Here is a 19,494-nt window from a genome sequence, read left to right as displayed (position 1 = left end):
CGCCGCCAGACCGGTGCGGAATGGAGCAAAAATGGGCTTTCGTTGCCCGGGAACTTGCGGCTATAATCGCGCCGATACCCAATCCCGCACTTTCGAGGTTTGAGTGTCCATGTCTGAATCCGGTCTGCGCATTGCGCGCGAAGCTCTCACTTTTGACGACGTCCTGCTGGTCCCCGGCTATTCCGAGGTGACCGCGAAGGATGTTTCCCTGAAGACCAAGCTGTCTCGCAACATTTCCCTGAATATTCCCCTGGTATCCGCTGCCATGGATACCGTGACCGAGTCGCGCCTGGCCATTGCCCTGGCCCAGGAAGGCGGTATCGGTATCATCCACAAGAGCATGTCGATCGAGGATCAGGCGCTGGCAGTGCGCGCGGTCAAGAAGTTCGAGGCCGGCGTGGTCAAGGACCCGATCACCATCGAGTCCAATGCCTCGGTGCGCGAACTGATCGCCCTGACCACCCACCACAACATCTCCGGCGTGCCGGTCATGGAAAAGGGTAACCTGGTGGGGATCGTGACCAGCCGCGATGTGCGTTTCCAGACCGACCTGGATGCGACGGTCGCCAGCATTATGACCCCCAGCGAGCGCCTGGTAACCGTGAAGGAGGGCGCCGCCCCCGACAAGGTTCAGGAACTGCTGCATAAGCACCGTATCGAGAAAGTGCTGGTGGTCAACAATGACCTCGAGCTGCGCGGCCTGATCACGGTCAAGGATTTCAACAAGGCGGAGCAGTACCCGAATTCCTGTAAAGATGCCGACGGCCGTCTGCGTGTCGGTGCGTCCGTGGGTACCAGCCCCGACACCGATGACCGCGTGGCCGCACTGGTTGAGGCCGGCGTCGATGTGCTGGTGGTGGATACGGCCCACGGCCATTCCCGCAACGTGATCGAGCGTGTGCGCCGCATCAAGGAGATGCATCCCCAGGTGGACGTGATCGGTGGCAACATCGCCACTGCAGAAGCAGCCAGGGCGCTGATGGAAGCGGGTGCAGATGCAGTCAAAGTAGGCATTGGCCCCGGCTCTATCTGTACTACCCGGATCGTCAGCGGTGTCGGTGTACCCCAGATCAGCGCCATCGCCGAGGTGGCCAAGGCGCTGGAAGGCACCGATATCCCCCTGATCGCCGACGGCGGCATCCGTTTCTCCGGTGATATCGCCAAGGCCATCGTCGCCGGTGCCAGCTCCGTGATGATGGGCTCCATGTTCGCCGGTACCGAAGAGGCGCCGGGCGAGGTGGAGCTGTACCAGGGCCGTACCTACAAATCCTATCGCGGCATGGGCTCCCTGGGCGCCATGTCACGCACCCAGGGTTCCTCCGACCGCTACTTCCAGGATGCCAGCAAGGGCGCAGAGAAGCTGGTGCCGGAGGGCATCGAGGGACGTGTGCCGTACAAGGGGCCCATTGCCGCTATCGTGCACCAGATGATGGGTGGCCTGCGTTCCGCCATGGGTTATACCGGTAGCTCGACGATCGAAACCATGCGTACCCGCCCTGAGTTTGTGCGGGTTACCTCGGCCGGTATGGGCGAGTCCCATGTGCACGACGTGACCATCACCAAGGAAGCGCCGAACTATCCCATCGGCGGCCGTTGATGGCAGCGCCGTGACGACAGCCCTGTCGCGGTAGCATCTAATCTGTTTATTTGTAGGCGAGCGGACCCTTAGGGTCCGTTCGCAGTTTCTGGGTACAACCCCTGATCGACCGAGTAAGCCATGTCCCAAGATATTCATGCCAGCCGAATCCTGATCCTGGACTTCGGTTCCCAGTACACACAGCTGATTGCCCGCCGCGTGCGCGAACTGGGTGTCTTCTCCGAAATCCGCGCCTTCGACATGACGGAAGAGGAAATCCGCGAGTACAACCCGCAGGGCATCATCCTCGCCGGTGGCCCGGAATCCGTCCCGGAGGAGGGCTCCCCGCGGGCTCCGGAGGTGGTATTCGAGCTGGGCGTGCCCGTGCTGGGTATTTGCTACGGCATGCAGACCATGGCCCACCAGCTGGGCGGCGCCGTGCAGGGCAGTGATATCCGTGAATTCGGTTACGCCCAGGTGAAAGTGGAGGGCAGCTCCGCCCTGCTGCACGATATCAAGGATCACCTGGACGGCGACGGCCACGCGCTGCTGGACGTGTGGATGAGCCACGGGGACAAAGTAGTGGCCATGCCTGAGGGCTTCGAGTTGATGGCCTCCACGCCGTCCTGCCCGATCGCCGGTATGTACCACGCGGAGAAAAACTTCTTCGGCGTACAGTTTCACCCGGAGGTCACCCATACCCTGCAGGGCATGCGTATTTACGAGCACTTCGTGATCGAAATCTGTGGCTGTGAAAAGCTGTGGACGCCGGCCAACATTATCGAGGACTCTATCGCCAAAGTGCGTGAGCAGGTGGGCAGCGGCAAAGTGCTGCTGGGCCTTTCCGGCGGGGTGGACAGCTCTGTGGTGGCCGCACTGTTGCATCGGGCGATCGGCGACCAGCTGACCTGTGTCTTCGTGGATAATGGCCTGCTGCGCAAGAATGAAGGCGACCAGGTCATGGAGATGTTTGCCGAGAATATGGGCGTCAAGGTAATCCGCGCTGACGCCGAGGATCAGTTCCTCTCCCGCCTCGCCGGCGTGGACGAGCCGGAAGCCAAGCGCAAGATCATCGGCAACACCTTTATCGAGATCTTCGATGAAGAGGCGGCCAAGCTCAAAGACGTGAACTACCTCGCTCAGGGCACCATCTACCCGGACGTGATCGAGTCCGCCGCCGCCAAGACCGGCAAGGCTCACGTGATCAAGTCACACCACAATGTGGGTGGCCTGCCGGAAGACATGAAAATGGAGCTGGTGGAACCGCTGCGCGAGCTGTTCAAGGACGAGGTGCGTAAGATCGGCCTGGAGCTGGGCCTCCCCTACGACATGGTTTACCGCCATCCCTTCCCCGGCCCTGGCCTGGGCGTGCGGATTCTCGGCGAGGTGAAGAAGGAATACGCGGATATCCTGCGCGAAGCGGACGCCATCTTTATCGAAGAGCTGCACAAGGCCGACTGGTACCACAAAACCAGCCAGTCGTTCGTGGTATTCCTGCCGGTGAAGTCCGTCGGCGTGGTCGGCGACGGTCGCCGCTACGAGTACGTGGTGGCCCTGCGCGCCGTGGAAACCATCGACTTCATGACCGCCCGGTGGGCGCACCTGCCGTACGAGCTGATCGAAAAGGTTTCCAACCGCATCATCAACGAGATCGAGAATGTCTCGCGGGTGGTCTACGACGTCTCCAGCAAACCGCCCGCCACCATCGAGTGGGAGTGAGTGGCAGGCCCACCTCCGGCTGATCCGGCGGTGGGCAATTCACCGCCTGCCGGTACTGTGTCCGGCTTCACTTGCTTCTGCACTTCATCGCCCCTGTGCTTCGGCATCACTGCGAAAGGGAGCGGTGATATTCCTACCCGTGGTCTGGCCAGAAACCGGCACATCTTACGGAATATTTTGCGCCAAAAGAGCTCTCCGCTTGATGCGGGGCATTGACTTCCTGAGCCTGATTCCGCAAGCCTTTCCACAGCGCTCACTGGACCTTTCAATAGCTGAATTTAGCTTCAATAGTTGTCAAGACTGTTTTAGAGGATCGCCTAACTCATTGATTATTAAGCAACTATTTCTTTGATTAAAAATTCTTCACTCTAAGGTTACAACGGTGTCATGGGGGTTGGCGGCCTTTTCCCGGCAATTGCTCACAGAGATATCCACAGATTCTGTGGACGGCGTAGTCCCCCCTTCACTATCTGTCGAATAAAAAAACAAAGTCGGCGCGAAATTCCCCGAATAGTGGCCGCCGGCCATACCTGAGACAAAAAATACCCGGCCAGTGGCCGGGTAATCGAAGGAGCGAATGTCCCGAAAACGGGCTGTATTTACCGGAAGCGCATTTCCACGCGCCGGTTGGCTGCGCGTCCCTCGGCCGTGTCATTGGTGGCGACCGGCTGTGTCTCGCCGTAGCCATTGGCTGACAACTGCTCGGCGGCTACGCCGTTGCGGATCAGGAAGGCGCGCACACTGTTGGCCCGCTGCTGTGAGAGCCGCAGGTTAAAGGCATCATTGCCCTGGCTGTCGGTGTGGCCGGCGATTTCCGCACGGGTATCGGGCTGGCTGCGCAGCGCCTGCGCGACATCGAGAAGTGCTTCCTGTGCGGAGGGTTTGAGGTTGCTGGAGCCGGTTTCGAAGTGGATATCCGCCAGCGTGATGGTCTGGTTGGCGATCACGCAGCCGTCGCTGTCCACCTGGGCGCCGGGCAGGGTGTCGGGGCAGCGATCGTCCCGGTCCAGTACGCCGTCGCCATCGGAGTCCACCAGGTTGACTTCAACCGGCCCGCGGTCGACGGGAGCTTTTGCATAGACGGGAGGCGGGGGCGGTGGCGGGCAGCGCAGGGGAATGCTGATGCCGAAGCCAAACTGCCAGTCGTTCATGCCGTTCTCAAAGAAATCGTGCATATAGCGGACTTCTGCCCGCAGGCGGATGCCCCGGCGGGAGATCTCCTGGGTGGTGAGGCCTGCCGCCACGTTGATGAAAGCATTGGTTTCGTCCTGATCGTCGGGAAGGACGTCGTCGTATACCGCACCAAAGCCTGCGAGGACGTAGGGGGTGTACCAGTCGCGGTCGCCAAACTGGTAGGTGGTGTCGAAGCCGATGCCGGCCATGTAGAAGTCGGACTGGTCGGTGAACTCCCCGGTCTCGAAGACGTCCTCGGTTTCCAGAATGGCACCGAACACCTGTACTTCGGAGTACCAGGGACCGGTCCAGCCCCAGCCATAGGCGGCGCGCAGGCCGCCGTTCTGCAGTTCGGTATTGCGGTCGCTGTCGACCCGGGTGAAGTACGGCATCAGGTCCAGGTAACCGTCCTCCGGCCCCTCTGCCAGGGCGCTGGTCGCGGTGAGCACGGCAGTGGAGATGGCGAGCGAGTGAGCGAGAAATCGACGCATGGGTCTTCCTTGTTTTGTTTTATTCCTTCCGGGCGCCAGGGCACAACAACTTCCCTGTAATCCTTTTTGTTGGGATAGCGTTTCAAGCCTTATGTAGACCAATTGGGCGTCAGCGCCAAGTCGCTGGCGCAAAAAAATGTGTCTTTGGCGGGAATTGCATTGGCATTGGTGGCGCGCGACACCCGCGCTGTAGCGGCGGTGGTTCTACAGCTGGTGGCGGAAGCTGATCAGCGCAGCGGTGACGGCCACATTGAGGCTCTCGACCTGGTTTTGCATCGGGATGCGGACCAGTCGCGAGCACTGTCTGGCGACGTCCTCGCTGACCCCGCGCGTCTCGTTGCCGAGCACAAAGATGCTCGGCCCATGGCTCTGGATATCGGACAGCTGCCGCTCGGCATGGGAAGAGAGTCCATATACCTCAGCACCGGCGGACCGGAACTGTTCCAGTGTGGGAGCAAGGGCCTCGCAGCGCAGGATGCGCGTCTTGAACAGGGTGCCGGTACTGGCCTTGATCACCAGCGGATCGATCTGCGCGCAGCCCTTGCGGGGCAGCAGGATGCCGTCGATGCCGCCGGCACAGGCGGAGCGGATGATCATGCCCAGGTTCTGTGGATTGGTGATGCCATCCAGTGCCAGCAGCTCGTAGTCTTTCGTATTTTCTTTGAGAAAGCGTTCGGCGGTGCCGTAGTGGGGCAGCGCCAGGTCCAGTGCAACGCCCTGGTCCTGGCGGGCGTTCTTGGAAATACGCGACAGGCCCTTGCGGTCCCAGTGGGCAATCTCGATCTGCCGTTCCGTGGCCAGCTGCTCCATCCGTGCGATCAACTGGTCCCTGCGGTTGCTGGTGGCCAGGTGCAGTTTGTGCACCGGCAGGGACAGGTCCTCCAGCGCTTCCAAGACCGGCTTGCGGCCATAGATGGTCAGCAGACTGTCATAGAAGGCGCGTCTCTGCAGGTACTCGGGGGAATCTGTCACCGTGTGGTTCCGTTCAATATGGCCGTGAGTCTCTCCGCGGCATCATCATCGAGCGAGCCGCGGCGGGCCAACTCTACACAGGCCAGCCCCAAGTGGCGATAGTTGTCGGCCAGTAGCGGGGAAGTTTCTGCCAGGACCCGGAGCTGCTTACTGACCGTCATTGTATCGCCGCGGGCAATGGGGCCGGTTAGAGATGCCTCGGGACCCAGCTCCATGTTGTTGCGGGCGGTCTGCAGCACGATGGGTTGCAGTAGCGCCAGGGCATCTTCCTGTCGGATTCCCGCACGCTCCAGGCATTGCAGGCTGAGACCCATCAATACCGTGAGGTAGTTGCAGGCGAAGACCGAGCCCGCGTGGTACAGGCTTTTGTGTTCAGAGGCAATCGATAATGTCCTGCAGCCCAGCGCAGAAAAGGCATCCTTCAGGATCGCCACGGCATTCTCGTCACCCTCCATGGCCACGGCACTGCCGGACAGGGTTTCCAGCGAACGGGCCGGGTTGGCAAAACTGTGCACCGGATGGGCACTGGCAATGCTTGCCGGATGACAAACTTCCAGCACCTCGGAACCCAGGGCGCCGCTGCAGTGAAAGACCGTCGTTTGGGCGGACCGTGTAGCCAGGGTATCGAGGTGCGAAGCCAGCACTGCGGCCAGGCGCTCGATCTCGCTGTCTGGCGAGGCAATCAGCCAGCAGTCGGCGGCGGGCATGGAGTCGAGGGAGCTTCTGGCCTCACCGGCACCGATGAAATCCACCGCATGGCGGCTGCTTTCCAGTGAGCGATTGCAGACCCCGTGCACGTGAAAAAAGCTGCGCTCCTGCCACAGACGGCCGAGAGTACGGCCGAGTTTGCCGGCGCCGATGATATTCAGGGTTCTCATTGGTGCAGTCTTCCGCGAGCGGCCCCGTTGGGGCCCGCTGAAAATTTCCCCGTCCCCGCAATGTGGTTGTCAGGCCGGGGTGAAATGGCGGGCCGGGCCCGCCCGGAGTCACTTGCCGCTGAGGCAGTTGAGGTAGGCCGAAACCGCGTTGGCAAGACCCATATTCAGGGCATCGACTGTCAGTGCATGGCCAATCGAAACTTCCTGCAGGCCCGGCAGTGTCCGGTAGCGGGGCAGGTTGATCAGGTTCAGGTCGTGGCCCGCATTGATCCCCAGGCCGAGTGTGCGGGCGTGTTCCGCCGCGGCGCAGTGAGCGGCAAAAATCGCTTCCAGCTGGTCGTTCTGTTTGGCCACAGCTTCCGCATAGGGGCCGGTGTAGAGTTCGATGCGGTCGGCACCGACATCACGGGCAAGGCTGATCTGCTCCAGGTCCGGATCCATGAACAGGCTCACACGAATGTTGGCATCCCTGAGTTGCCGGATGATCGGTTCGAGCCGGCTGCCATCGCGCTTCAGGTCAAAGCCGTGATCGGAAGTGAGCTGGTCGTTGCTGTCCGGTACCAGGGTGCACTGATCCGGTGCTGTCTCCAGGACCAGTGGCATCAGGCCCGGATAGTCGCCCTGGGGGCCGGCGAAGGGGTTGCCCTCCACATTGAATTCGATACCGTCATGGCCCGCGCAGAGTCTGGCCAGGTCGCGCACGTCCCCCGGGCGGATATGCCGCTGGTCCGGGCGTGGGTGCACGGTAATTCCCTGAGCACCGGTTTCCAGGCAGATGCGGCCGTGGGCAACGACATCCGGGAAATTACCCTCGCGGGAATTGCGGATCAGGGCGATCTTGTTCAGATTGACGCTCAGGTCGATCATGGCTCAGCCCTCCTTTGACTGTTGGTTTGGCCCGGCGCCGTCGAGACGCTCTGCCTTGAGGATCCTGACTGGCACATTGGGTGCATTGGGATAGGCCCGGTACAAGCCCTGAGGTTCTGCGGCGATCTTTTCCACGACTTCCATTCCATCGACAACCCGCCCAAAAACCGTATAACCGGGCTTGTCTTCTCCGGCGTCCAGATGGGTGTTGTTCGCCAGGTTGATGAAAAATTGCGAGGTGGCGCTGTCCGGGTCGCTGTGGCGCGCCATGGCGAGGGTGCCGCGTTTATTTCGCAGCCCGTTGTCGGATTCGTTGGCGATGGACTCGCCGGTTTCTTTCTTCTGAAAGTCAAACGTCAGGCCGCCGGTCTGGGCCATGAAACCGGGAATCACGCGATGGAAGATCACGCCGTCGTAGAAGCCGCTGTCTACGTAGCCAAGGAAGTTTTCAACGGTGACCGGTGCCTTGTCGGTGAACAGTTCGACCCGGATGGTGCCCAGGTCGGTCTGCAGGGCCACTTTGGGGTTGGCTGCGGCGGCGGGAAGAGCCGCCAGTACACTCAGGATAAGCGCGCACAGGATACGCATTGGGTTTTCCTTGTCCTTGGATGCGCCCCCATCGGGCGGGGGCGCGTCGATACCTGCAAAAGTGCGTCAGTTGGCCCACTCAGAGTGGCGGCGACGCCGGCGGAAATGGGGTGCAATCATGGCGAGGATAGCACCGGCTGCCACAGACACGGCACCATACATATACCATTTGTGCTGCTCACTGGCGGAAAGACGCTGGATTTCCGCCTCAGCCATGATCTGCTTCTGCTTGAGCAGCTCGTGCTGATGCAGCAGCTTCTGGTGGCGCTCGTTCAGGGCCACCGCATCGGCGGAGAGATTTTTCAGCTCCTTGAGCTCTTTCGCCAGCTGGTCAGCGTTTTCCTCTGCGCTGGACAGCTTGCTGGCCAGCTCCTGGTTTTCCGCTTCCAGGCGGCGCACCTCTCCACCGAGGTTGCCTTCCATTTTCTCAAACCGTTCCAGGTTGGCCTGGGCGCGCTGGAGTTTGATCTCGGCCGTGGGTTCACCCACCAGGTACTGGCTGCGAATCCAGCCCTCCTCACCTGCGGGGGTGCGAACCCGGGCCCAGCCCTGCTCCGATTTGTCTTCCAGTAGCACCAGCTTGGTACCACTCGGCAGGCCCCGGTGGAGGATGCGGAATTCATTGCCCATGCCAGAGCGCAGCGGCACATGTAGCTGGTCGGTGATGTAGCGATTGCCCCCGCTTTGCGCGAATGTGTTGAAGCTCGCCGCAAGCAGGGCGGCGGAAGCGAGTCCGGTCAGTGTTTTCATCATTTTGATACAGCGTTTTTTATCGGTTTGCGGTTCGGTGCCAGTCAGGGCAGCACGGCCTTGAAGGGTTTGACGGTGACTCTGGCGTACACGCCGGCGTCAACGTAGGGGTCGGCATCGGCCCAGGCCTGCGCCTCATCGAGGGAGGGGAATTCGGCGATCACCAGGCTGCCGGTAAAGCCGGCCTCACCGGGTTCCTCACTGTCGATGGCCGGGTGCGGGCCGGCGACCAGCAGGCGCCCCTCATCCTTGAGCCGGTTCAGGCGCGCCAGGTGGTCCGGGCGTGCGACCTTGCGCTTGGCCAGGCTGTCGCTCACGTCTTCACTGATAATGGCATACCACATGGTCAATTTATGCTCTTATGTTCTGGAAAAGTTGTCGGGAAGTTACTGCACTACCATCACTTCTTCGAGCTTGAGGCCCGTGAGTTTGCCGATGCGATGGAACAGGAAAAACAGGGCGCCCATCAGGATGATGGTGGCCGGCAGGGCAATGACCGGGAAGCTGAGAGCCGTCATCTTACCCAGCTCCTCATTAAATGCCGCAGTACCCGGCGGGCTCTGCAAGAGCACCTTGGCGAGGATGTAGTTCAGGGCGGACGACAGGAAAAAGGACCCGGCGATCATCCACGATGCGTGCTGCAGGCTGCGCTCGAAGGCCGGCAGGTTGCCGCGCCCCTCGAGTTCGCGGGCGATCTTGGCGGTATCGAGAATCCGGTCGTTGTACAGCAGGGTCCGCACCAGCGGCCAGCGGGTGTAGAGGGATCCCAGTGTGGCCAGGCCCAGGAGACCGGGTATCGCGGCTTCCTTGATGGCGATGTATTTGGCGTCCAGCTCCAGCAGACTGATGCCACCGGTAAGCAGGATGCTGATGATGCCGAGTGCCGAAAAGAAGTTGATTTTGCCGGACTGGGTGAAGTCGCGCAGGCCATAGACCAGCGGAAACGCCAGGGCCACGACAATCGCCAACTTTGTGCCCAGCCAGTCATCTCCGGACAGCTTGGTCAAGATCAGCGTCGGGATGACGATATTGAGCAGCAGGTTGAGCAGTAGGCTCTCCCGCTTCGGTTGCTGAACAGTGGTAGTGGGGTTGGTTTCGGTCATGCTCGGTTCCGGTGATAATGCCCGCGGTCGAGAAACGACACCGCCGGGGCCCATCCTGCCTGCCGGTGTCCGGGTCGGTGGCCTGGCCGCCGACAGTTGCGGGCGCAGCTATGACAGCTTTTTTGCCCGTTGGTTCAACGCGGATTATCCGATCCGCTGCCGAGAGATAGAGAGAGGCCGATGTGAAAGCCCTGCCGCCGACTGCGTTAACCGGTCTGGTCGACCTGCACTGCCACAGCACGGCGTCGGACGGTATTTTAAGTCCTGCACAGCTGGTGTCGAGGGCGAAATCACGGGGAGTGAGCCTGTTGTCCCTCACCGATCACGATACGGTGGCCGGCATCCCCGAAGCCCAGACCGCTGCAAGGGAGGCCGGCATCACGCTGTTGCCCGGGATCGAATTCTCCAGCCGTTGGGGCAAGCAGCAGGTGCACCTGGTGGGGCTGGGGGTGGATCCGGAGTCAGTCGCGCTGCAGCATGCCATCCAAAAGCGTGACCAGCTGCGGGCCGAGCGTGGGGAGCGCATTGCCGCGCGCCTCGAGAAACGGGGTTTTACGGGGGCTCTTGACGGGGCCCGTCGACTGGCGGGCGACGGGGTCCTGGGGCGGCCGCACTTTGCCCGCTGGTTGGCGGAGGCCGGTCATGTCGAAGATACCGCCCGCGCGTTCAAACGGTACCTCGGGGCAGGCAAGTGCGGCGATGTGACGGTCGAGTGGCCACAACTTGAACAGACCGTGGCGGAAATCCACAGCGCCGGTGGAATGGCAGTGCTGGCGCACCCCCTCAAGTACGGCATGACGCGCACCCGGTTGCTGCGACTGATGACCGAGTTCCACGGCGCCGGCGGCGATGCGGTAGAGCTGCTCAGTGGGCGCCAGAACCCGGTGCAGACCCGTGAGGTGGCGCAGTTGATGGCGAAGGCGTCGGCCGCAACGGACGCCCCGCAAGCGCTCCGCTGCTCGGTGGGCAGTGACTTCCACCAGCCGGATCAGCCGTGGCGGGAACTGGGCTGTGCGCAGTTGCCTGCGGACGTCGAGCCGGTCTGGAATCTGTGGCAAACTAGTGCCAATGAAACGGCCGCAACCCGCGACTGATGACCGGTCCGGGCGGTCGGCGAGAGCATTCTCAGGGGGTCACTTTGGCGCAGTTTTTCCAGATTCATCCGGACAACCCGCAGGCACGGCTGGTGAGGCAGGCTGCGGACATCGTCGCCGCCGGCGGCGTGATCGTCTTCCCCACGGATTCTGCCTATGCCATCGGCTGCCGGGTGGGGGAGAAGCTGGCGGTAGAGCGTATCCGTGTCCTGCGACAGCTGGACAAGCAGCACAATTTCACCCTCATGTGCCGGGACCTGTCCGAACTGGCCAGCTACGCCAAGGTGGACAACCAGATGTTCCGCCTGCTCAAGGCGCATACCCCCGGGCCATACACCTTCATCATGCCGGCAACCGCTGAAGTGCCGCGGCGGCTCATCCATCCCAAGCGCAAGACCATCGGGCTGCGAGTGCCCGACCATGCGATTGTGCAGGCCATCATCGAGGAACTGGGCGAACCGCTGATGAGCTGCAGCCTCATCATGCCGGGTGACACCCAACCGCTGACCGACCCCTACGAGATTCGCGACCTGCTCGAGCACCAGGTGGAGTTGATTATCGATGGCGGTTTCTGCGGCCTGGAGGCGACGACCGTGGTGGACCTCACCGGTGATGAGCCGGAGCTGATTCGCCAGGGGTGCGGGGCCATCGATGAGATCATCAGCTGACGACGCTGTCAGGGTAGCGGTGTATAATCCCGCGTTTGCATTTCGAGGGTAGGGCAGCGTGTCCAGTGAAGAGTTACTAGCCGAGGCAGAGCAGCAGATTCTCGCCGACGTGGCCGAGGCCGCGGAGCCGGCTGCCGAAGGCGACGCTGGAGATGACGCGGCAGTCAGTGCCGCTTCTCCCGACGGGCCCCGGCAGGGCGAGATGCCATTCGCCATGGTACAGGGCCAGGCGTTTACTGAGCTGCCTGCGGACCTGTACATCCCACCCGACGCCCTGGAAGTCATCCTGGAGGCCTTCGAGGGCCCCCTGGACCTGCTGCTGTACCTGATCCGCCGGCAGAACCTCGACATCCTCGAGATCAATGTCGCTGACATCACCCGTCAGTACATGGGCTATGTGGAGATGATGACCGCCATGCGTTTCGAGCTGGCGGCCGAATACCTGGTCATGGCCGCCATGCTGGCGGAGATCAAATCGCGCATGCTGCTGCCGCGACCGCCGGAATCCGAGGAAGAGGACGGTGAGGATCCCCGTGCAGCGCTGATCCGGCGCCTGCAGGAGTACGAACGTTTCAAGACCGCCGCCGAGGATATCGATGAGATTCCCCGCATGGGGCGGGATATCCACCAGGCCAGCGCCAAGGCCCCGGATCGCAGTATCACCCGCCCCGACCCGGAAGTGTCGCTGCAGGAAGTGCTGGTGGCGCTGTCGCAGGTGTTGCGCAGGGCGGATATGTTCGAGAGCCACCAGGTGTCGCGGGAGAAACTCTCTACCCGTGAGCGCATGACCCAGGTGCTGGACCGCATCCGCCACCGCCAGTTTGTCCCGTTCGTCAGCCTGTTCAAGGTCGAAGAAGGGCGTCTCGGCGTAGTCGTGACCTTCCTTGCAGTGATGGAACTGGTGAAGGAATCACTGGTAGAGCTGATCCAGAACGAGCCCTTTGGCGCCATTCACGTGCGCGCGGCCGGCCAGGGAGCTGAGGACGATGGTGACGGGGAGTTCTCCGCAGAGGCGGGTGAGAACGATGGTCCGCAGGAAGCCCTGCTGGAACCGGCCACCGAGCCGGCCGATCCGGCGGAGTGACCCGACACATCATCATTAATGATGCAGACTAGAAACAATTGAGGCCGCGCCTTTGCGTGGCCTATCTTGAACCAGAGTGAAGCAATGACCATTGCCCCGGAATTACTGCGCCGCATCGTCGAAGGCGCCCTGCTGGCATCGGGCCAGCCGCTGTCGGAGGACCGCCTGCTGTCCCTGATCGACGAAGGTGAACGCCCGGAAAAGAGCGCGCTGCGCGAAGTCCTGCAGGAGATCGCCGAGAACTGTGCCGAACGTGGTTTCGAGCTGTGCGAGGTGGCCAGCGGCTGGCGTTTCCAGGTGCCCGAGGACCTGGCGCCCTGGGTGAACCGCCTGTGGGAGGAAAAGCCGCAGAAGTATTCCCGCGCGGTGCTGGAGACCCTGGCGATCATTGCCTACCGGCAGCCGATCACCCGCGGTGATATCGAGGAGATCCGCGGGGTCGCGGTGAGCTCCCATATCGTCAAGACCCTGTCCGAGCGCGGCTGGATCAAGGTGGTGGGTCAGAGGGATGTGCCGGGCCGGCCGTCTCTCTACGCCACTACCCGGGAATTCCTCGACTACTTTAACCTCCGCACCCTGGACGATCTGCCGACCCTGGCGGAGATCCGTGATATCGACAGCCTCAACCAGGCCCTGGACCTCGATCAACACATGGATCAGGGGGGCGCTGCTTCTGACGGAGAGGCGCCGGAGGGCGAGGTTGCCGCGGAGCATGCAGCCCCTGAATCCGCTGAACACGCGGAAGCGGCTGCCGAAGTCGCCGATGAGCCCGATACGTATGACGGATCCGAATCGGGTGTCGAGTCGGTGAAAGAGCCGTTTGGCGATGAGTCTGTGGCTGATACCGCGATCGCCGGCGAGAGCGAACAGTCGGAAGAGGGCAGTGAGACCGGCCCTGAGGTCGGGCCCGGTGAGGATATGCCGGAAGCACGGCTCCCTGCTGACGACAGTCACCCCGAGGTTCCCGATGATCTGGAGCCCCTGACCGGATTTGACACTGTGTCCGGCGGTGAGGCTCCCGAAGCGGCGGCCAAAGAGACAGAGGAATCTGTGCCGGAGCAGGAGGAATCCTCAGCCGAACTGCCGCATGCACCGGAGGCCACGGCAGAGCCCCTGAATGGGGATTCTCCCGAGTCAACCACCAAACAGGAAGAACCCGCGGCAGAGGAGAGTGTGGTGCGGCGACGGAATGAACTGGAACCGGCAACCTGATGAGTGACGAAACGGCCCCGCAAGGGGAAAAATTACAGAAGGTGCTGGCGCGCACAGGACTCGGATCCCGCCGTGAAATGGAGCGGGCGATCGAGGCTGGCCGGGTGACCGTCAACGGCAAGGTGGCAGAGCTCGGTGAGCGGGTCACCGGCGACGAGCATATCGAGCTAGATGGCCGCCGTCTGCCCGCCGCCGAAGAAAACCGTTGCCGGGTGATCGTGTACAACAAGCCTGTCGGCGAGATCTGTTCCCGGCACGACCCGGAAGGGCGGCCGACGGTCTATGATCGCCTGCCGAAACTGCGCTCGGGTCGCTGGATTTCCGTGGGCCGCCTGGACTTCAACACCAGTGGCCTGCTGCTGTTCACCAACAGCGGTGAGCTGGCGAACCGGTTGATGCACCCTTCATCGGTGATCGATCGCGAGTACCTGGTACGCATTCAGGGCCAGGTCACCGATGAAATGAAAAAGCACCTGCTCGAGGGCGTGCTGCTGGAAGACGGGGTTGCCCGTTTCACCGATATCGTCGAGAGCGGCGGTGAGGGCAACAACCGCTGGTTCTACTGCGTGGTGATGGAAGGGCGCAATCGCGAGGTGCGTCGCCTGTGGGAGTCCCAGGGCGTTCGCGTCAGTCGCCTGAAGCGGGTGCGCTACGGCAGTGTCTTCATTCCCTCCAATGTGCGTGTGGGCCAGTGGATCGAAATGGAACCGAAAGAGATCGACGATCTCTGCGTGACCGCCGGTATGCCCAAACTGGGCCAGCGTCCGCTCACCCAGGCCGAACGCCAGAACCTGCAGCGACAGAGGCGCAAGCTGCGCAAACCGCCGGCCCGTCGCAAACCGTCGAAAGGCTGACAGTCCGCAGGTTCAGCTCCTGAATATTAGTAAGGCCGGAATTATCCGGCCTTTCTCGTTTAAGCCCCGGCGGGTTTAAGCCCCAGGCAGGGGCTGTCTCAGGTCGTCTCTTCTTCAACCGGTTCCTCGGCCTCTTCCTCGAGCATCTCATCGTCGAGCACTTCTCCCTGAATGCCGGGGTCCATCTCCCCGGGGTCAGTTTCCATTTCGTCCATGCCCTCGGGGTCTGCCAGCGGTAATTCGCTGTCTGAACCGTCGTCCTCGACCGGGTTATCGCCCAGGTCAGGCTCCGGTGTTCCCGCTTCAGATTCGACCAGGTTCTTCAGCTTCTGCAGGCCCTGTTCATAAGACTGGCCGATCATACGCTTGACCATCAGGCCGAACCAGCGGGCGATGGGGCTGCCACCGAGGTCTGTGCTGAACCACCAGGTGACATTGGTGCCGCTGCCCTGGGGCTGCAGACGGATCTCCGAAGTGGCCTGTCCCTGCGCGGCGAAGTCCAGGTCCATGCGCACCAGTGAGTGCGGTTGGCTGGTAACGATAGTCTGGGAGCCGGTGCCGACACTGGGGTTCTCACTCTGCCAGCTCATTGTCGCGCCGATGCCGGCATCCGGGCCGCTGTACTCATACTCGGTCGTCGGGTCCAGCTGGTACCACGGGGACCAGGCGTTGAAATTGCGCACGTTGTTGACATAGCTGAACACCGACTCGGGGGGCTTGGTGATGTAAACGCTGCGTTCGACGGTGATTTCACGGGGCAGCAGAAAGCCTGCCAGGATCAGCAGGGCGATAAATACCAGTGTGTAGAGAATCCAGCGCATATCGGACACCTTTTATTGTGGGATTGGCCCGGACCGCAGCCTTGCGCCAATGATCTTTGATCGCTTCGCTATGTGCAATGGCGGACGCCCGGCTACTCACCCAGTGACAGCAGTGGCAGGGAGATATCCACGCAAAGGCCGGCACCGGCCATATTGCGTGCGGTAATGCTGCCCCCGTGATGGCTGATGGTGCGCTGCGCGATGGCCAGGCCGAGACCGACGCCGCCGCTGTCCCGGGTGCGGGCGCTGTCGGTGCGGTAGAAGGGACGGAAAATTGCCTCCAGCTCGCTGTCCTCGACACCGCTCCCGGAATCGATCACCTGGATTTTACAGTGTTGTCCGTCGCTGCCGGCCACGACCGAAACGGAGCTGCCGGCAGGACTGTATTTGATCGCGTTGCGGAGGATGTTCTCCAGCGCAGCGGTCAGGGAGCTGCCACGGGTGGCCACCAGCAACTCCTCCTCTGCCTGTTGCAACCTGACCTGCAGGTTCTTCTGCTGCGCCTCGAGGTGCAGATCGTCGGTAAGGGCATGCAGCAGGGCAGCGACATCGACGACGTCGTCCAGCGGTCGCTGGTCCGCGCCGGCTACCGGCAGGGAGAGTACGTCCGCAATGATATCTTCCAGGTAGTCGGCAGCTTTGCCGATCCGGTCCAGTTCCCCATCCAGCTTGCCATCACTTTTCTGGCGGGCGATACCCAGGGCCACCTGCAGGCGGGCGAGGGGAGAGCGCAGTTCGTGGGACACATCCTTGATCAGCCGGCGCTGTTCTGCCATGGCGGACTGAAGCTGGGCGGTCATGGAGTCGAAATCCTCTGCCAGCTCCGACAGCTCGTCACCGCGCTTCGCCAGCGCGGGTGCGACGCGGTAATCCAGTTCCCCGACGGCAACCTGCCGGGTGGCCGCACGCAGTTTGTCCAGCGGGCGACTCAGGTAGCGCGCCAGCCAGTAACAGGCCAGACCGGATGCCAGTGCCGACAACAGCAAAATAGGCCAGAAATTGCGCAGGATAAAACGCAGCAGTAATTCTTCCTTGCTGCTGCCGGCAATGAACGCTACCCGCAGGCTGTCACCACCCCGCTGGGGCACGAAGAGGGCCACGGTCGGCTTGTTGCTCACCAGCCCCTGATCCTCGCGGTTGCGAAAATTCAGTACCTGGAGCAGAGGCACCATATCCCGGGGAATCGCACGGCCGAGTATTTCCGCACCGCTGCGGTCGATGGCGTAGATCCGCTCGCGCACCTCCGGAGGCTGTCGCTCGAGCCAGAAACGGAAGTACTCCGGGCCGTGGCGGCGTGTGCGCCTCAGGTGCCAGTTTAACTGCCGCATGATGGACCCGGCTTCCCAGCGATCCTCAAGGAGCGGGTCGCCCACCTCGCGAACCTGGGTGACATAGACTGTGGCGATCACCATGACCACGGCGGTGATCCAGGCACCGAAGAACATCTTCCAGAACAGGGAGCGCATCAGGCCTGGCCGCCCTTGGTCAGCTTGTAACCGGCACCACGAATATTGATGATCAGTTCGCGGCTGGCTCCCTGCTCGGAAAGCTTCTTGCGGATGTTGCTGACGTGCACGTCAATGGAGCGGTCGTATGGCATCAGCCGGCGACCCAGGGCCTTTTCCGTGAGTATCTCCTTGCTGACCACTTCCCCCGCCTGCTCCAGTAGTACCCGCAATACGGAAAACTCGGCACCAGTCAATGTGAGTGGTTGGTCGTGCCAGTAGGCCTGGTGCTCATCGGGTACCAGCTTCAGCGGCCCGCTGCTGAGAGGGCTGGCGCCGGAGTCTTCCGCCTCGACGCGGCCCCTGCGCAGCACGGCACGGAGCCTGGCCGCCAGTTCCCGCGGATTGCAGGGCTTGGGCAGGTAGTCATCGGCGCCCATCTCCAGGCCGACGATACGATCCACGGTATCCCCCTTGGCGGTGAGCATCAGCACGGGCAGAGAGCGAGAGGGGCCGGCTTCCTCACGCAGCTTGCGCAGCACATCGAAGCCGGAATGAACCGGGAGCATTACATCGAGAACCAGTGCATCAAAAGTCTCGCGCTGGGCGAGCGCAAGGCCGCTGGCACCATCGTTGGCCACAGTCACGTCAAAGCCCTCCGCGCTGAGGAACTCCCGCAGCAGGTCGGTCAGCTCCGTGTCATCGTCGACGAGAAGAATGCGGCTCATGTCTGGCTCCTGTCAGTTGCGGACCCATTATATGCAATGATCTGTCGGGGGATTCGACGCGCAAACCCGCTTTTAACCGTTCTTAACAGTTGTTAACCGCACTTATCCCCGTTCGTTGTTCACTCACTCTACTATCCATTGGACCGACAGAGAGAATCCCCCGAGGATGACGAGGACCTCATGATGAAAACAACTGGATTGAAGAAGCTGGCCGGCAGCGCGCTGCTGGCGACCCTGCTCGCTGCGCCGATGGCGACACTGGCCGATCACCACAAAGGTCAGGGCGAGGGCTTGAAGGAAGAACACCACGAGCGGATGCTGGAGCGCATGGCGGAGCGGCTGGAGCTCACGGAGGGGCAGAAAGCCCAGCTGAAGGTCAATCACGAGGCCAACCGGGAGCAGCGCATGGCCCAGCGCCAGGAAATGCGGCAGCTCCGCCAGCAGATCAGGGAAGCCATCGATTCGGGCGCGGACCAGGCCACCCTGGACCGCCTCGGAGCCCAGCTGGGTCAACTCCAGGTCAGCCAGATGCAGGACAGGCATCGCCGTCACCAGGAGCTTGAGTCAATTCTCACTGACGAACAGAAAGCCAAGCTGGAGGAAATGAAGTCCGACCGCAAAGCTCGCTGGCGCGAACGTCACAAGGGGCACCATAAGGGGCAGTCGAAGGACCCTGCGGAAGCGCAGTAAGCCCGGCGCACTCCCCCCCGACTCCGCCCTCTGCGCTCTCCCTGCCCCGGGAGGCTGGAGGTCATCCTGCTCGCCCCGCCAAGCGGGGCTTTTTTGTCCTCCAGACCCGGCCCATCGCCGGTTTTCCATGCCGGTGGCCCCTTGGCTACCTCCTTGCCCATGTCCGCCTTAGCTGGGAAAATACCGCGCCGCCGATCGTCGGCAGAGCGGACTGAGGAGTGATTGTGAGCAAAATCGGCTTGTTTTTTGGCAGTGACGAGGGCAACACCGAGGCAGTAGCCCAACGGATCGTCGCACGGCTTGGTGAGGATCGTGTCGATGTGCACGATATCGCCGATGTCACCCAGCTGGAGATCGAGAACTACCAGCAGCTGATTTTCGGCATCCCCACCTGGGATTTCGGCCAGATCCAGTCGGATTGGGAGGAATTCTGGGAGGACCTCCAGGAGATCGATTTCAGTGGCAAGACGGTAGCGCTGTTCGGGCTGGGCGACCAGTTCGGCTATGGCGACTACTTCCTCGATGCCATGGGCATGCTGCACGATGTGATCGTGGAGCGCGGCGCGACCGTTGTCGGCCAGTGGTCTACCGAGGGCTACGAATTCGAGGCGTCGAAGGCGGAGCTGGAGGGGCAGGGCAAGTTTGTTGGCCTGGGCATCGACGAAGACCAGCAGGAGGAGCTGACCAGCGACCGCCTGAACCGCTGGTGTCGCCAGGTTGCCGAGGAGTTCGGTCTCGATGGCGGCGCCGACAGCGTTGCAGAGCTGGACGACTGAGCCCG

Annotated in this window: 20 protein-coding genes; 9 read left to right on the top strand and 11 right to left on the bottom strand. The window is 62.0% G+C overall.

Annotation, left to right across the window (positions count from 1 at the left end; genetic code table 11):
• The first annotated feature begins 109 nt into the window (after positions 1 to 109).
• Together guaB and guaA are read left to right on the top strand one after the other, a co-directional pair.
• Positions 110 to 1,597 (top strand): IMP dehydrogenase, encoded by a 1,488-nt coding sequence (guaB, locus tag LVD12_RS03695; protein WP_237065695.1) that lies wholly within the window; start codon positions 110 to 112, stop codon positions 1,595 to 1,597.
• A gap of 120 nt (positions 1,598 to 1,717) precedes the next feature.
• Entirely contained in the window at positions 1,718 to 3,295 is a 1,578-nt protein-coding gene (gene guaA / locus LVD12_RS03690; protein ID WP_237065692.1) for a glutamine-hydrolyzing GMP synthase, read from the top strand.
• Positions 3,296 to 3,894: 599 nt separating this feature from the next.
• Here guaA and LVD12_RS03685 read toward each other — a convergent pair.
• The 8 genes from LVD12_RS03685 to LVD12_RS03650 all read right to left on the bottom strand — a co-directional run bounded on the left by LVD12_RS03685 (position 3,895) and on the right by LVD12_RS03650 (position 10,117).
• A complete protein-coding gene (locus LVD12_RS03685) occupies positions 3,895 to 4,959 on the bottom strand; it encodes an OmpA family protein (protein WP_237065690.1) in 1,065 nt (354 codons plus the stop codon).
• Positions 4,960 to 5,163: 204 nt separating this feature from the next.
• The gene (locus LVD12_RS03680; protein WP_237065688.1) at positions 5,164 to 5,931 is read right to left on the bottom strand and encodes a TrmH family RNA methyltransferase; all 768 of its coding nucleotides are present in this window, start codon (positions 5,929 to 5,931) and stop codon (positions 5,164 to 5,166) included.
• Positions 5,928 to 6,809 (bottom strand): Rossmann-like and DUF2520 domain-containing protein, encoded by an 882-nt coding sequence (locus LVD12_RS03675; protein WP_237065686.1) that lies wholly within the window; start codon positions 6,807 to 6,809, stop codon positions 5,928 to 5,930. The genes LVD12_RS03680 and LVD12_RS03675 overlap by 4 nt, the downstream gene beginning before the upstream one ends.
• Before the next feature lie 108 nt (positions 6,810 to 6,917).
• On the bottom strand, positions 6,918 to 7,676 hold the full coding sequence (locus tag LVD12_RS03670) for a pyridoxine 5'-phosphate synthase (RefSeq protein WP_237065684.1): 759 nt from the start codon (positions 7,674 to 7,676) through the stop codon (positions 6,918 to 6,920).
• Between the two features lie 3 nt (positions 7,677 to 7,679).
• Positions 7,680 to 8,264, bottom strand: coding sequence for a peptidylprolyl isomerase (locus tag LVD12_RS03665; protein WP_237065683.1), 585 nt, complete (start codon positions 8,262 to 8,264; stop codon positions 7,680 to 7,682).
• A gap of 66 nt (positions 8,265 to 8,330) precedes the next feature.
• Positions 8,331 to 9,017 (bottom strand): TIGR04211 family SH3 domain-containing protein, encoded by a 687-nt coding sequence (locus LVD12_RS03660; RefSeq protein WP_237065682.1) that lies wholly within the window; start codon positions 9,015 to 9,017, stop codon positions 8,331 to 8,333.
• Between the two features lie 41 nt (positions 9,018 to 9,058).
• Positions 9,059 to 9,358, bottom strand: coding sequence for a YciI family protein (locus LVD12_RS03655; RefSeq protein ID WP_237065681.1), 300 nt, complete (start codon positions 9,356 to 9,358; stop codon positions 9,059 to 9,061).
• Between the two features lie 42 nt (positions 9,359 to 9,400).
• Complete coding sequence (locus LVD12_RS03650; protein WP_237065680.1) at positions 9,401 to 10,117, bottom strand: VC0807 family protein; 717 nt, start codon at positions 10,115 to 10,117, stop codon at positions 9,401 to 9,403.
• A 182-nt stretch (positions 10,118 to 10,299) separates the two neighbouring features.
• Between LVD12_RS03650 and LVD12_RS03645 the strand changes: the two genes are divergently transcribed.
• The 5 genes from LVD12_RS03645 (at position 10,300) to rluB (ending at position 15,029) form a co-directional block, all read left to right on the top strand.
• On the top strand, positions 10,300 to 11,211 hold the full coding sequence (locus LVD12_RS03645; RefSeq protein WP_237065679.1) for a PHP domain-containing protein: 912 nt from the start codon (positions 10,300 to 10,302) through the stop codon (positions 11,209 to 11,211).
• 44 nt (positions 11,212 to 11,255) lie between these two features.
• Positions 11,256 to 11,879 carry an L-threonylcarbamoyladenylate synthase gene (locus tag LVD12_RS03640; protein ID WP_237065677.1) on the top strand — a complete coding sequence of 208 codons (624 nt, stop codon included), beginning with the start codon at positions 11,256 to 11,258 and terminating at the stop codon, positions 11,877 to 11,879.
• 58 nt (positions 11,880 to 11,937) lie between these two features.
• Positions 11,938 to 12,963, top strand: a complete 1,026-nt coding sequence (locus LVD12_RS03635) for a segregation and condensation protein A (protein ID WP_237065675.1) — start codon at positions 11,938 to 11,940, stop codon at positions 12,961 to 12,963.
• 84 nt (positions 12,964 to 13,047) lie between these two features.
• Positions 13,048 to 14,175: an SMC-Scp complex subunit ScpB gene (scpB, locus tag LVD12_RS03630; protein ID WP_237065673.1), complete on the top strand. Its 1,128-nt coding sequence runs from the start codon at positions 13,048 to 13,050 to the stop codon at positions 14,173 to 14,175.
• Positions 14,175 to 15,029 (top strand): 23S rRNA pseudouridine(2605) synthase RluB, encoded by an 855-nt coding sequence (rluB, locus tag LVD12_RS03625; protein WP_237065671.1) that lies wholly within the window; start codon positions 14,175 to 14,177, stop codon positions 15,027 to 15,029. The genes scpB and rluB overlap by 1 nt, the downstream gene beginning before the upstream one ends.
• Before the next feature lie 98 nt (positions 15,030 to 15,127).
• Here the strand turns inward: rluB and LVD12_RS03620 are convergent, their stop codons facing one another.
• The 3 genes from LVD12_RS03620 to LVD12_RS03610 all read right to left on the bottom strand — a co-directional run bounded on the left by LVD12_RS03620 (position 15,128) and on the right by LVD12_RS03610 (position 18,023).
• Positions 15,128 to 15,850 carry an SRPBCC family protein gene (locus tag LVD12_RS03620; RefSeq protein ID WP_237065669.1) on the bottom strand — a complete coding sequence of 241 codons (723 nt, stop codon included), beginning with the start codon at positions 15,848 to 15,850 and terminating at the stop codon, positions 15,128 to 15,130.
• A 92-nt stretch (positions 15,851 to 15,942) separates the two neighbouring features.
• Entirely contained in the window at positions 15,943 to 17,316 is a 1,374-nt protein-coding gene (locus tag LVD12_RS03615; protein ID WP_237065667.1) for an ATP-binding protein, read from the bottom strand.
• A complete protein-coding gene (locus LVD12_RS03610; protein WP_237065666.1) occupies positions 17,316 to 18,023 on the bottom strand; it encodes a response regulator transcription factor in 708 nt (235 codons plus the stop codon). The genes LVD12_RS03615 and LVD12_RS03610 overlap by 1 nt, the downstream gene beginning before the upstream one ends.
• Before the next feature lie 180 nt (positions 18,024 to 18,203).
• On the opposite strand from LVD12_RS03610, the gene LVD12_RS03605 reads away from it, so the two are divergent.
• Complete coding sequence (locus LVD12_RS03605; protein ID WP_237065665.1) at positions 18,204 to 18,713, top strand: Spy/CpxP family protein refolding chaperone; 510 nt, start codon at positions 18,204 to 18,206, stop codon at positions 18,711 to 18,713.
• Between the two features lie 224 nt (positions 18,714 to 18,937).
• Positions 18,938 to 19,489 (top strand): flavodoxin, encoded by a 552-nt coding sequence (locus LVD12_RS03600; RefSeq protein ID WP_237065664.1) that lies wholly within the window; start codon positions 18,938 to 18,940, stop codon positions 19,487 to 19,489.
• Positions 19,490 to 19,494 lie beyond the last annotated feature (5 nt).

Source organism: Microbulbifer guangxiensis, assembly GCF_021729075.1.
GTDB classification, from domain to species: domain Bacteria; phylum Pseudomonadota; class Gammaproteobacteria; order Pseudomonadales; family Cellvibrionaceae; genus Microbulbifer; species Microbulbifer guangxiensis.
The sequence above is the reverse complement of the archived record's forward strand: the minus strand, read 5'-3'. Positions and strand labels throughout refer to the sequence as shown.